This window comes from Coleofasciculus sp. E1-EBD-02 (assembly GCF_040218245.1).
Classification (GTDB): Bacteria; Cyanobacteriota; Cyanobacteriia; order Cyanobacteriales; family Coleofasciculaceae; genus Coleofasciculus.
This window is the reverse complement of record NZ_JAVJQN010000209.1, coordinates 17,520-30,933: the sequence shown is the minus strand read 5'-3', so window position 1 is coordinate 30,933 and position 13,414 is coordinate 17,520. Positions and strand designations below refer to the sequence as shown.

The following is a 13,414-nucleotide window of genomic DNA, read 5'->3' as shown; positions in this document are numbered from 1 at the left end:
TAGTAATCGTGTCTACGATTGACTACAGGGCATCGACCCATAAAATTATTAAATTGATATAGAGCACTCCATACGTGCTTTCTCGGATTCACTCCGAGATAGGCGGACACAGAGCGCGGCAATCTCTCACTATACTTCATGCCTCTTCTGGCAATTGCCAGGGCAGCTGCCACATCAGATGATAGTCCATACATTCGACTATATTTAACCAATCCAATCAAACTCGTGTAAGCTGGATTGCACAAAGAAAGAGTTATTCCTCGGTTGGATAAAATCTATTACAAATTTTGATAAAAACGACTGTATGCCCAGGCTGAAAGCATTCGAGCATATTTTTTCGTTCGCTCTCGCAATTGAGCTTTCTTGGTCGAAAAATCTAAGCGTTCGCACAGAATAGGGCTCTGAAAACTCCTGGCTAAAGCTGCCAATTTCAAACAAACCTCTACAATTTGAGCCTCTTGTTTCCCTGTGGGTAAACCCGTCTTTATAGGAAGAGTTCCCTGAGCTTTTAAATTTCCTTGACCATCAACATAAGCCCAACCGATAGAACTAGGATTTAGATCGATGCCCAGGGCGCCATACTGAATTTCTCGGCTAACTTTCTCCACCGCTGCGGGCGTGAATTGAACAGCAACCACCCAGCGATTATCCTTTCTATAGAAGTGCCATGTTTTCGCACCACTATTGGGTAATCTATTAATCTTTCTTGAGAAGCTGCCAATTTTTGATGTGATATATTTACCAAATTTTGCTTCCAGACAATTGGGGACTCTCAATTTGAGGGTATCCCCAGACCATTGACAAGTTTGATTCCCATAACTTTCATCCTTGGAACCAACAATAAATAGTTCGCCTCTGGATACCTTCACTCTAATTGTCGCCGATTTCAGATGTTTAATTTGATTTTGAAGTCGGTGGATATATCGCTTTTTATGATGCAGACCTTGACGCAGATGATACCAGTTAGTTTTTCTCGTCTTCAGGTTTGATGATAAGGGGAAATTGCAGCCATTTTTGGAGGATTTCCAGTTCTGTTTTCCATAGAACTTCCGAGCCAACTTAATTTTCTTAGTGGCTCTGGCTACCCAATCTTTTCCTGACTGAACTCGTGATTTTAATTGCTTTATCTGTCTTTTTCTACAATATGCAGCTGAGGCAGTTTTTCCTTTAGCTAATGAAATTACTCCGTTAGCATAACGCTTACTGATTCCGTATTTCTCTTGAATATAACTATTCCAAGTGGCTTGATTAAATTTTATTTCTTTATTTAATAAATGGTTAACGGTTTCAACTGTTGCTTGATAAAATATATCGGACAATGAAGTTAAAAACATCTCCAAGTCGGTGAAACCGATGGGGTTAAGTTCATCGGCGGGAGTTGGCAAACCTTTGCAATAAGTTATCGTCGTCATCGCTTTTTGGTTACCTCCCTCAGTTCGGTCACTATTTTTTTTGTGCTTATGACTTCGACTCCCTTATGTACCAATTAAGTCAACAATATCATATCGACTCCGAACCACCAGCCGTCCGAGAAGCTCCGAAGCCAGCCGTTGAGTTCCCATCGGTGCAACGTGCAAGACCGTCACACAAAGTCGAGTAGCTGCTTGTTGGGGAGTTAAACTAGACATTACTGTATTATATCATCAAAAATGTTTAGTTATGTCAATGATTGTCTAGATATTTACCGACTGTTAGTTAACCCTTATGTGGTAAATTGGCGGGCATTTGCCTGGATAGACGACAATGGCAAATGACCGATGAAGCCCTTGCTCCCATCCTAACCAACCACCTGAATTGGTCCGCTGGTACTGGCACTGAAAAATTGTCGCACCAGAGGATTCTCGGTTGTATCAATCTCGCCGATAGGACCTTGCCACTGTACCTTGCCTTTGTAGAGAAACACAACTCGGTCAGCGGTACGGCGAATTGTACTATCTTGGTGAGTGACCATTACATAAGTCTTACATCCGCCTTCAACACCTTGAAGTTGACGGACTAAATCCTCAATTACAGTAGAGGCGATCGGGTCAAGTCCAGCCGTGGGTTCGTCATAGAGTAAAATTTCCGGGTTGTCTTGGGGATTATCCGGGTTCGTCATAATCGCCCGGGCAAAACTCACTCGCCGACGCATCCCACCTGAGAGTTCAGCCGGATACTGATCGGCAATTCCGGGTAACCCCACCATCTCTAGCTTCTCATCTACTAATTCCCGAATGCGCTCCTCAGACAGTTTAGAATGCTGGTAAAGAAAAAACCCCACATTTTCACGGATACTTAGGGAGTCAAACAGAGCGGATTGTTGGAATACCATACCGATGCCAATTGGGTCTTTGGCATCTTCAATTAAACCCGAACGCTTTTGTCCTTGCACATAGATTTCACCCCCATCCAGTGGCATTAAACCTGCCATCATGCGTAGAATCGTAGACTTACCCGTCCCAGAGGGTCCAATGATACCTAAGGCTTCGCCCTGATAAATCGTCAGATCAACATTATCCAGGATGACGTTACCCCCAAAGGACTTGGAGACTCCCTTTAGTTCAATCAGTGGTTCTTTCATAAGGGATTAGTGCTTCAGCGCATGAATTGGGACGGACAAAGCCGTTTCAATTTTACCTGTAGCTCCCCCCGTGGAAACTTCCCCTATACGTGTGTAGGGGCACCATCCTTGCGCCCTTGAGACAATTAGCGATCGCTTCGTCTTCCCCTGCGAAATCTCAAAACCTACACCATAGCGTAAGCCTGGTGTAGGTCGTTCACAAATCCCCCAAAGACCCCTTAACGAGAAGCACTCGCTGCCATGGCTGAATCCGCTTCTGATTCTGCCTCCAACCCAAATACACGACAGAAGGCTTTTTGCACCTTATAGCCTGAGTCAATCGACTCCAAGGGATCTTTCCGCAAGCGGTGACGTAAGCACAACGTAATCACCCGACGAATATCATCCACTGTGACTTCCGTGCGCCCTTCAAAAGCAGCCAGGGCTTTGGCAGCACGGTTAGTGACAATATCCCCTCGCAATCCATCGACATCCAATTCTGAGCAAACCTCAGAAATATTCACCCGCATGTCATAGTCCATTTCAACTTGGGGCAGTTGCGCCTGGGCGGTGACGATTTGCTGCTGCAATGTCTCTTGGACTTCCTGGTGTTCTTTGATGTAATCCAAGGGATTTTTGTCAAACGCGGCGCGTTCCTCCACAATTTTTACCCGCAGCGTTGGCTCTTTGACCGTGCGGATTTCCGCGTGCATGCCGAAACGATCCAGGAGTTGCGGACGCAGTTCTCCTTCTTCCGGGTTGCCAGAACCCACCAACACAAAACGAGCCGGATGGCGAATGGAAATGCCTTCTCGTTCGACGGTATTCCAACCACTAGCCGCCGAGTCTAATAGCACATCAACGAGGTGATCGTCAAGTAGATTCACTTCATCGACATAGAGGATACCGCGATTCGCTTTAGCTAACAGTCCGGGTTCAAAGGCTTTCACCCCTTCGGCTAATGCCTTTTCAATATCAATCGTGCCGCACACTCGGTCTTCGGTTGCGCCCAAGGGCAAATCAACCATCGGCACTTTTTTCTTTGCGGTTGGAGCAGATTGTCCTCCTCCATTACTATTCATCCAGTCCGGGTCGTTGGGATCGCTATTGAAGGGATCGTCGGCAACCACTTCAATTTCTGGCAACAAGTCAGCCAACGCCCGAATGGTGGTGGACTTACCCGTACCGCGATCGCCCATAATCATTACTCCACCAATTTTGGGGTCAATGACATTCAGCAGGAGAGCCAGCTTCATTTCTTCTTGACCTACGATGGCGGTAAACGGAAAAACGACGCGACGAGCAGTCTTAGGGGCTTGGGCAGTCAGACTCACTTTGATTACCTGATAACCGATAAATCACGCCTTTTATTGTGCCACATCGGTGGAATGTCTGGGAGCAGGGGTAGATGGGGGAGATAGGGAGGTTAACTCAAAACTCTACCTTCCCTGTTCCCTGTGACACACCGAGCGAAGCCGAGGTGTTCCCTGCTTCCTAACAAATGACAAATGACAAATGACAAATGACAAATGACAAATGACAAATGACAAATGACAAATGACAAATGACAAATGACAAATGACAAATGACAAATGACAAAATCTGTCCCTATTCCAATAAAGATGCGGTTAACAATGAATAGACCTGACCATCAATCAAAAGGCGGGTAATGCCTTTAGCTTGTAAATAAGAACAGGTTTTCTGCAACATTTTCCCATCAGGCACTTTAATCACACGCTGGGAACGGTTGGAAAAGCGTCGTGCAACCCTATGATTATCAAAAACTGGCAAAGTTTGTTGCTGAACTTCCTCAGCCGGAATACCTCCCAAGTCACTAAATTCTCGCAGAGGTCGCGCAATTAACTCGGCTGCTCGGTCTATCACTAAATAGCAGGGTTTCGGAAAAGAAGCTTCCGACAGGGGTAAGACTTGAATATTTGCCCCCCTGGGAACATGAGTCGTCGTCAAAGGTTTTGGAATAGCACTATCTTCCTCATCCTCGTCCTCGTCCTCGTCCCAATCCTCCTCAAAATCCTCATCTAAATCCTCATCTAAATCTTCATCTAAATCTTCATCCAAATCTTCATCCAAATCCTCGTCTAAATCCATTAAATTTTCATCCAACAAATCCTTTAGGTGGCTGGTTTCTGCCTGATCCATTTCTTCAAGCAGATCTTCTGAGTCTTCTGTATCCCTTTGAGTTTCTGTTCGATTAAACTCCAGAGGCAACTCACCTTGTTTTGCCTGGGATTCTGCATCAGATTGATCAGTTACAGAAGAACGTTTGCGCCGCCGACGTTGATTGGGATACTCAAATCCTGATTCTTCGTCTTCTGATTCTTCCTCTTCCGATTCTATCGAAGGTTGGGGAGAGGGAGAAACCGACAACGATTTAGGTTCAATCCGCTCCACTAGCTTGGGTTTTGGCTTCGTCGCTGACGTCCCTGACCCTGGCGTGCGATTAGCTCGCTTTTGCTGGATGAGGGCTTCATAGTCCGACTCCAACAACGTGCTTTTGAGCAGGCGGCTAATCGTTGAATTACTGACACCATAACGATCAGCCAGGGTTGAGGTTGTCTCTTCTGGCTGTCGATACAAGTTCAAAATATTTTTTTTATCGGTTTCAGTTAGTTTTCTTGGACTCATAGCTAATTTTAAGTTCGCCGACGTGAACCGCGACGAGAACGACTGGAGACGTCATATTCTAGGGCAGCGCCTATGGCAAAAAGTAAGGCACTAAATATAAAGAAGACATCTAGGAGACCCCCACTTTCATAGTCCTGACCACGAGCCTGAGCCAGAGTGCCATAAGCTTTAAACCCCATATCCGCAATGTATAGGGAAAATGTTGCTGCGGCAATCATGCGCCATGATTGGGCAAAGCGCCCCCCCCAAAATGCTAACAAAAGTGTTGAGGCAATGATGAGTAGGAAAACATCAAAAACGATGTATACAAAATTCAACGTTTTTGATAAAGGACTCAGGGCTTGATCCAGGGAAATAACCCAACCGGGCAACTTGCCAGTTTCAGGAACCTCAGCTTCAGTCGTTGCGGCAGCTTCATTTGGGCTAACTGCCACCTGTAGTGAAAGAGAAGCCACCAATCGGGGGGATACTGTCGCTGTTGCTGACTCAGTTGTTGGCAAGACAGAATTGTCAGCCTCTGACTCTACGGCTACAGGAGGAGCTAATAAAACCCAAACCGCTAAAGCAATCCCCAAAGCAGCGATTAATCCCACCGTTACCCACTGCTTCCACTCTAAATTTAAGCGCCTCGGCAGAACGGCTAAAATCATGCCCCAACCAATACAGATATAAGAAATCACGTAAAAGAAATCGGCAGGGGATACATCGGGGTCAAGACCAAAGTATAGCTCCCATATACCAAATATCAAGTTGGCGATAAAGTAAAAAAGCATACCTAAACCAATTCCCAGCCAGACATTGCGTCCACTGGCAATCTGAGGGCTACGCCAATTTCTATAGCAGAGTAATGCAGCTCCTAAGAAGGGTAAACACTCTAGGACATAAGTGCTAAAGGAGTACCAAAAGGGATACTCTTCTCCCGGTGGTTTGACGCTAAACAGTAGAAAAAACAGCATAGACACTACTGCCCACCCAATTCCTAGATAGACGATATTCTGACCTGTGAGTAGGGATTGAGTTCCAGATGACTTATCTACAGAGCTGCTCATAATGCTTTCTTTATTTTCAAATCTCTAACAATGGCAATTACGTAAGCAATACTTATTTATAAACTTAGCGGCTGATGTCCTAAAATTCCATCTTGGCAACCATCCATGATACATTTATTTATCCTTGACGTTCTATTATTGCCACAACTTTCCTAGGGGAGAGGATTTGAGCCACTCCATAAACTGACTTTGCTCATTTGCTGGCATATCCTGCAAGATATCGCCCACTCCTTCGGCAAAATTTGCATTGCCAAAGTATTCCTTCCCCAAGCGATAGAGTTCCTGCAATAGGGTAATCAGATGGTGTTCTTCCCACGGTGGAACTTGTAGGGTGTTGAGCGGATCGACAGTCAGTAAGTGATTCACCGCTTCCGGCGAATCGGCTTGGGGGAAATGCCATTGTTGGAAGACGTCAGTGATATCCTTCTGAAATAATCCTGCTTGCCTATTTCCAAGTAAATCTTCAACATCCAGGTAAACTGTTTGCAGCAGTAGGAGACAGGCTTGGGTATAGGGAGCAATTTTGGTATCCGGACCGCTTTCTGTACCTAATTGCTCTAGACGAATTTTTCCCCACACACTAAAGCGGTCAGGTTCTTCTAGTAAAACACAAGCTTTTCCCTGATTATCTGTCAAATCTCGCCAGAAGGAGCGGGCTTCTTCTTCCTGATGAGCGCGAAACACGCTGATCAAGCGAAAGGTTTGCCCTTGATAACTGAGAATCGGGATTTGCTGCTCTCGCTTCGGGTGCTGAATGCTAGAAATTTCAACATCCTGCCTTTTCAGAATAAACATAACACTGGCAAATGACTCCTGACCGGGCTAGGGTGGTGCTACAGGACGAGCTGTAATCTAATTAACCATCTTTCTTGTCTGTCTTGTCTGGTCTTGTCTGGGACTTGGGCGAGTCACACAGAAGCACATCCAGTTTGTGAGCCAATCTCCTAAACTGATAACTCATCTGTTTGTCGCGGCTGGATACCTCATCCATGCCCCAAGGTATGAGTGCGATAGTTGGCACAAGTTTTGATCCATTATCTATGGTGGTCTATAGTAGTTTACCTTGACCTCAAGCTGCTTGAGTCTTTAGTTTCCTCAAATATTGGGATAAACACCTCGCACACGCAACAACCAATGTCGGCTACAATGTTACAATCATCAACGATATCCTAGATTTCTGCTACCCTAAACGACAATGAATCTTGCCAGTTAGGGGTTTAATTTTTGTATTATAAATCTATGCCCTCGTAGCTCAGGTGGATAGAGCAAGGGATTTCTAATCCTTTGGCCGTGGGTTCGAGTCCTACCGAGGGCGCTCTAAAATTGGGGAAAAGGTGATGGGACACAGGTGGATGTTAGCGTTAGCGAAACCCAGCCGGACGCCGTCCGAGAGTTGGATGTTAATCCACACCGCTCCCACTCAAAGCTGCCCCATCTTCATTACTCTAGATGCTGTTGACCAATAACCAATGACGAATGACACCTTAATTCTGTACAGCAAACCGGGTTGCCACCTGTGCGAAGGGTTACAAGAAAAGCTGGAACAAGTTCAACAGTTAGATTTTCAGCTAGAGGTGCGGGACATTACCCAGCGGGATGATTGGTTCCAAGCTTATCAATATCAAGTACCCGTGCTGTGTTATCACAAAGACGGAAAAGAAACACCGCTTCCTCGCCCTTCACCCCGTTTGAGTGTGCCGCAGTTAGAGAAAATGTTACAGAAATATTTGTAAGCCGGAAAGAACAGCAGCCGACTGGGTATACGAATCGGGTTGAGGTTGGATCTGGGGTTTTTGTCCCAATACACTGTAAATTAGCGTCTTTTGGTTTCGACCTCGCAGTTTAAGGGATTTAATCGGTTTAGCCTGATAGCGATCGCGCACGTAGTCGTAGGTGCTACTGCTGATTAAAATATGGTGCGGGTTGTCGTCGGTGACGTTTTTATTGAGTGACTGGAGTCGAGAGGCTACATTGACCGTATCTCCCAGCACCGAATAATTCAGACGCCGTTTACTCCCCAAACTTCCTGCCATAACCACCCCCGTATGAACGCCAATCCCAACTTCAATTAGCGGTTTTCCTTCCTGCTGAAATCGTTGATTGAGCAACGCTAAACAACGATTCATCTCCAAGCAAGCTGCGATCGCATTCAGCGCCCCATCCTCCAGTGACGAGTGAGAGTCCGATCAGACAAAATTGAGCCAGATATGATTTCATAGCTTGCAATAAGGTTTATGGGCAACGATACTTTAGAAAAAACTCTCAAGGTTCCCCAGTTCCTTAAGGAAGATTTGTCTAGTGTTCTTTGAGAACCTTGATATGGATGCGATCGCGTCTGTGTAATCCTACCAAGCAACAGGAGTGCTAATCTGAAGTTCTCCGTTGCCCCTATCCCTCTCGTCGTGAGGAGTTGATTGAGATGAAGCTACATGACTTACTAAGGGCAATTCCTAACGTGGTGGAAATGCCGAATCATCCAGCACTTGACGCCCAAATCACAGGAATCTGTACCAATTCCCACGCCTGTCAACCTGGCAATTTGTTTATTGGTATGCCCGGAACCCGTGTCGATGGTGGGGAATTTTGGCAAAGTGCGATCGCGTCTGGTGCTGTCGCGGCGTTAATTTCTCCCCCAGCGGCACAAAAACACCCCCCTCAGCCAAAACCTGATGCTGAACCGCCCTGTATTATTTGTGCCACTGACATGACAGTCGCCTGCGCCCAAGCAGCGACGGCGTTCTATGACTACCCCACCCGCCAGCTTCAGTTAGTGGGTGTCACGGGTACAAATGGCAAAACCACCACAACCCATCTAATTGAATTTCTCCTCACCCAAGCCCAGCGTCCCACTGCCCTTTTTGGTACCCTTTATGCCCGATGGCAAGGATTTTCCCAAACGGCGGTTCACACCACACCGTTTCCCGTAGAATTGCAACAGCAGTTACATTCAGCCGTAGCAGCAGGCTGTGAGTTAGGGGTAATGGAAGTCAGTTCCCATGCCTTGGCACAAGGTCGGGTGTTAGGCTGTGAGTTTGATGTCGCTGTATTTACCAATCTCACCCAAGACCATTTGGATTTCCACCGCGATATGGAGGATTATTTCGCGGCAAAGGCATTATTGTTTAATTCCGATTATCTCCACGGCAAAGCGATTATTAATGCCGATGATCCGTATGGTAAGCGCTTAATCGAAAAAGTTGGACGCGATCGCACCTGGAGTTACAGTGTTCAGGATACCTCGGCAGATTTGTATACGAGTGACTTGACTTATACGCTGATTGGTGTTAAGGGTACACTACACACGCCAGTCGGTGAAGTAACGTTCAATTCTCCCCTGGTGGGTCAGTACAATTTGTCCAACGTGTTAGCTGCCATTGGTGCAGTGTTAAATTTAGGGTTAGATCTCAAAACAATCGTCACCGCCTTAAACCAATTTCCGGGAGTACCGGGGCGGATGGAACGGGTGCAACTTCAACCGGATCAGGATATTAGCGTAATTGTCGATTATGCCCATACACCAGATAGTTTGGAGAACTTGCTCAAAGCCGCCCGACCGTTTATTCAGGGGAGAATGATTTGCGTATTTGGATGTGGAGGCGATCGCGATCGCACCAAACGTCCGAAGATGGGGAAAATTGGCGCAGAATTAGCCGATGTCGCGGTTGTGACCTCCGATAATCCCCGTACTGAAGACCCAGAACGGATTATTCAAGATATCTTAGAAGGAATTCCGGCGACTGTAGAGCCAATCGTAATTAGCGATCGCGCCACAGCGATTCGCACGGCTATCTTAGACGCCAAACCGGGTGATGGGGTGCTAATTGCCGGAAAAGGTCACGAAGACTATCAAATATTAGGAACAGAAAAAATTCACTTCGATGACCGTGAACAAGCGCGAGAGGCTCTAGAGCGTCGATTTAGTTGATTGGTCATTGGTCATTGGTCATTGGTCATTTGTCATTCGTCATTGGTCATTGGTCATTGGTCATTGGTCATTGGTCATTGGTCATTACGTGAAGTCGGGGCGGGCGTAGGGTGCGTTAGCGTTCGCGAAGCGTTCCCGTTCGCGCAGCGTTCCCTTACCTGACAAGGGATTGAGCGATTTGAATTTTTCTGGATATGTCCTAACCTTAGTGCGTAGTGCTATAACTGATAACTCCCCATCTCCTCCACAACCTAATGAACTCACCACCGACACCGGATTTGTCCCTTTACCAGCTAGCGCTGGATAATTTGACAACACCTCAGTCTCTCTCAATCAGTCCAGTGGGACTCAAAACCTTGATTGGAGCCATGGTTGATGTCCTGATTGAAGAAAAAATCCCCGCCACAATCTGGGTGAAGTCCCCATCTGTTGCCGGGTGGCGGGAAGAACTATTGCGGTATCAACAACAGAGGGGTATTCCGCAAACCCTCTATTGGTGTAACTGTGTTGGTGAAGTCTCTGATGCGATCGCGATTCAGGATGACCCAGCCGTTAACTCGGATGCTCAACTGTTCCCCATTCAGCTAGCCGCCGGAAGCCAGCTTAAACGGGAGTCATTTCTATTAGTTCTGTCTGAGCAATTGACCAGTCTGATTGTGGCATATCAGCTACCTGAGGGAGAAAGTCCTGATCAGTCTCAGTCATGGCTGGCTATTTGTACATTTGAACGACGAGTGATCTATCGGGTGTTGCAGGGACTCAGAGGAAGTATTGCGATCGCGGATAGTACGCCTGATGAGCTACTTGCTGGAGGGAACAACCAATTTTCCTTGGTTCAAGCGACAGATGAGAAGACGTTAATCACCCAGGTGTTAGTCAAACAATTACAACGAACGGCGGAAATTCTCCAGTCAGGAACAATGGCTGAATCGGGACAGGATAGCGCCATTACCCAATTAACCCATCACCTCAGCCATAAAGACGAACTCCTACGGCAAGTGGCGCAGGAACTGAAAACTCCCTTAACGAATATGAAAACAGCGCTGAGTCTCTTGGAATCGCCTCAACTCAAACTCGCCCAGCGTCAACGTTACCTACAGCTTCTCAATAGTGAATGCGATCGGCAAAATTCATTAATTGTGGGATTGTTAGATCTCGTTGCAGCCGACGAACCCCAAGCGGGAGTCAAATCTGTCGTGGAATTGGCAGAAATTATTCCCGGTGTGGTGAGTACCTATCAACCGTTGGCTCAAGAGAAAGGAATTCAAGTCGGTTATACGATCCCGGCAGATCTACCGAGGGTTTCCTGTTTAGAAACCTGGTTACGTCAAATCGCCATTAATTTACTGCACAATAGTCTCAAATTTACTCCCGCCGGAGGTCAGGTGAGGGTACTGGGAAGTCTTCAGGGGGAATATGTTCAGTTGGCATTTACTGATACAGGAAACGGAATTGCAGCCAGTGAAATTCCCAAGATTTTTGATAGTTTTTATCGAGGACGCCCCATTCCTGGGGAAGAAATGGGAGCGGGTTTGGGATTAACCATTGTGCAGCAATTATTATTGCGTTGTGGAGGTTCAATTTCGGTAACCAGTCAAGTAGGGAAAGGATCGACGTTTAAAGTATTATTGCCTGTTGTTGGTGATGATCAATGAGACAGGTTGTAAAAATACTGGCAAGTTTTACCTCACTTTTGGTCAATTCCTGAACTATCGCTTTTACGCTAATAGTCAGTCCAAAATTATAACAGGCTAAAGCCCGTACTACAAACTACGAACTCAATCACTTTCCTGACAGCTTAACCAAACCAATTCCACCGAAGTAAAGACCGATGACAGCACCAGCGAGTAAGCTTTGAGTCAGAGGATCAGTGGAAGGAGTTAGCACAGCGCCGAGAATCACTGCACCTAAAATAACAATCCGCCAGCCAGAAAGCATTTGTGAGGATGAGACAATTCCTAAATTTCCCAACAGAATCTGAATAATTGGCACTTGAAAAGCTATTCCCGTGCTGAACATGAGAAGCAGGACAAATTCAAAATACCGTTCAATTGACCAAGCTTGCTCAACCACATCAGCGCCGTAACTAATAAAGAATTTCAGCGCGGCGGGAATTAAAGCAATGTAGGAAAATGCCAACCCCACGAAAAACAGAATACTCGAACCTAACACTATAGGTGCGATTAAACGTTGTTCGCGGCGAGTCAATCCTGGTAAGACGAATTGAATAACGTGATAGAGAATGAAAGGCGTCGCCACTAGCAAACCACTGTAACCCGCTACTTTCAGGGACACAAAGAAGTATTCACCGGGAGCTAATTGTAAAAACTTAACGCCTTTAGCCGGGATTTCCAATAACTGGACAATGTATTTAACCGCCACAAAGCAGCCAATAGCACCAACGGCTACAGCCAGCAGCGAATAAAAAATTCGCCGCCGCAACTCTTCTAAGTGATCAAACAGTGACATCTCGACATCATTGGGAAGTTCGTCGAGGTTGTCGGTTTCACTGGTGTCGGTTTGCTGGGGTAACGTTTCTACGTCAGGCGTCATCAGTTTGCAGAGTTAGATTGTCGTTTGTTAACTATTGTACCGATCGCGAGCCAGGGATGCAGGAGTCACTGTCTCTTTGTTGACACGAGCCACGAGTCGGTACATTCTCAATCAAGTAAAACCTACTATTGAGGTGTAGCGTGTATGTCACTCGACTCTCAAAGATACCGTCTTGACTATCAATCATCATTGTCATCATTTATACTTGTTGCAAAATTATTATCCCTAGGATGATTAAATAAGCCTAGATGAGGTTTGAGTAATCCAAGATAAGCGTAAGCCGTTGCATTAGTCGGATTAAACCACAATGCTACCAGGAAATCTTTCAATGCCTCATCAGTATCATTTTCTAAGTCTAAGTCTAAGTCTAAGTCTAAATCTAAATCTAAATCTAAATCTAAATTTAGTTTCTTTTCTGCTCGACGTGCAGTGTGAATGGCTTGAATTTGACCCAGAAGCACTGAAGCGATTAAAGCACCATTGTTGAACGGCAAAAAAATATATAAAACTAATAGTAACTCAGGAACATTAGGTTTCATTATCTTTATTTTTCTAGTTTTGCAGAAGTGAATCAACTAAAAAATATATCTTAAGCTGTATGTTATAGCAGTAGACACATCGATTAGGACAAAAGAACTGTTGTAGAGACGTTGCATATAACGTCTCTACCAAATGATGCGTCCTAACCGCTATAGCGATTGC

The 13,414-nt window shown here is 45.8% G+C and carries 12 protein-coding genes, 1 tRNA gene and 2 pseudogenes; 4 read left to right on the top strand and 11 right to left on the bottom strand.

Features of this window, described 5'->3' with window-relative positions; all coding sequences use genetic code 11:
* From RIC07_RS32790 to RIC07_RS32755, 8 genes and pseudogenes are all read right to left on the bottom strand, one after another.
* Positions 1-1,412 (bottom strand): annotated as a pseudogene (locus RIC07_RS32790) (hypothetical protein); the annotation flags it as partial.
* Between the two features lie 69 nt (positions 1,413-1,481).
* Positions 1,482-1,628: pseudogene (locus RIC07_RS32785) on the bottom strand (IS607 family transposase); the annotation flags it as partial.
* A gap of 149 nt (positions 1,629-1,777) precedes the next feature.
* Positions 1,778-2,560 carry an ABC transporter ATP-binding protein gene (locus RIC07_RS32780; protein ID WP_446398179.1) on the bottom strand — a complete coding sequence of 261 codons (783 nt, stop codon included), beginning with the start codon at positions 2,558-2,560 and terminating at the stop codon, positions 1,778-1,780.
* Positions 2,561-2,778: 218 nt separating this feature from the next.
* A complete protein-coding gene (bchI, locus tag RIC07_RS32775) occupies positions 2,779-3,873 on the bottom strand; it encodes a magnesium chelatase ATPase subunit I (RefSeq protein WP_446398178.1) in 1,095 nt (364 codons plus the stop codon).
* Between the two features lie 274 nt (positions 3,874-4,147).
* Positions 4,148-5,185, bottom strand: coding sequence for a hypothetical protein (locus tag RIC07_RS32770; protein ID WP_446398177.1), 1,038 nt, complete (start codon positions 5,183-5,185; stop codon positions 4,148-4,150).
* Between the two features lie 8 nt (positions 5,186-5,193).
* Entirely contained in the window at positions 5,194-6,234 is a 1,041-nt protein-coding gene (locus RIC07_RS32765; protein ID WP_446398176.1) for a hypothetical protein, read from the bottom strand.
* 135 nt (positions 6,235-6,369) lie between these two features.
* Positions 6,370-7,029, bottom strand: a complete 660-nt coding sequence (locus tag RIC07_RS32760) for an Npun_F0813 family protein (protein ID WP_446384701.1) — start codon at positions 7,027-7,029, stop codon at positions 6,370-6,372.
* Between the two features lie 61 nt (positions 7,030-7,090).
* Entirely contained in the window at positions 7,091-7,255 is a 165-nt protein-coding gene (locus RIC07_RS32755) for a hypothetical protein (RefSeq protein WP_446398175.1), read from the bottom strand.
* Positions 7,256-7,475: 220 nt separating this feature from the next.
* Here RIC07_RS32755 and RIC07_RS32750 point away from each other — a divergent pair.
* Both RIC07_RS32750 and RIC07_RS32745 read left to right on the top strand, forming a co-directional pair.
* Positions 7,476-7,549: transfer RNA gene (locus tag RIC07_RS32750), tRNA-Arg, on the top strand.
* A gap of 154 nt (positions 7,550-7,703) precedes the next feature.
* Positions 7,704-7,967 (top strand): glutaredoxin family protein, encoded by a 264-nt coding sequence (locus tag RIC07_RS32745; protein WP_446398174.1) that lies wholly within the window; start codon positions 7,704-7,706, stop codon positions 7,965-7,967.
* Here RIC07_RS32745 and RIC07_RS32740 read toward each other — a convergent pair.
* Entirely contained in the window at positions 7,950-8,378 is a 429-nt protein-coding gene (locus tag RIC07_RS32740) for an adenylate/guanylate cyclase domain-containing protein (RefSeq protein ID WP_446398180.1), read from the bottom strand. The two genes, RIC07_RS32745 and RIC07_RS32740, sit on opposite strands and share 18 nt — an antisense overlap.
* 275 nt (positions 8,379-8,653) lie before the next feature.
* On the opposite strand from RIC07_RS32740, the gene RIC07_RS32735 reads away from it, so the two are divergent.
* The gene (locus tag RIC07_RS32735; protein WP_446398173.1) at positions 8,654-10,159 is read left to right on the top strand and encodes a UDP-N-acetylmuramoyl-L-alanyl-D-glutamate--2,6-diaminopimelate ligase; all 1,506 of its coding nucleotides are present in this window, start codon (positions 8,654-8,656) and stop codon (positions 10,157-10,159) included.
* Between the two features lie 254 nt (positions 10,160-10,413).
* A complete protein-coding gene (locus RIC07_RS32730; protein ID WP_446398172.1) occupies positions 10,414-11,814 on the top strand; it encodes a DICT sensory domain-containing protein in 1,401 nt (466 codons plus the stop codon).
* A gap of 127 nt (positions 11,815-11,941) precedes the next feature.
* On the opposite strand, the gene tatC is transcribed toward RIC07_RS32730, so the two are convergent.
* Together tatC and RIC07_RS32720 are read right to left on the bottom strand one after the other, a co-directional pair.
* Positions 11,942-12,712 (bottom strand): twin-arginine translocase subunit TatC, encoded by a 771-nt coding sequence (gene tatC / locus RIC07_RS32725; protein WP_446398171.1) that lies wholly within the window; start codon positions 12,710-12,712, stop codon positions 11,942-11,944.
* A gap of 179 nt (positions 12,713-12,891) precedes the next feature.
* Positions 12,892-13,251, bottom strand: a complete 360-nt coding sequence (locus RIC07_RS32720) for a hypothetical protein (RefSeq protein WP_446398170.1) — start codon at positions 13,249-13,251, stop codon at positions 12,892-12,894.
* Between the last annotated feature and the right edge of the window lie 163 nt (positions 13,252-13,414).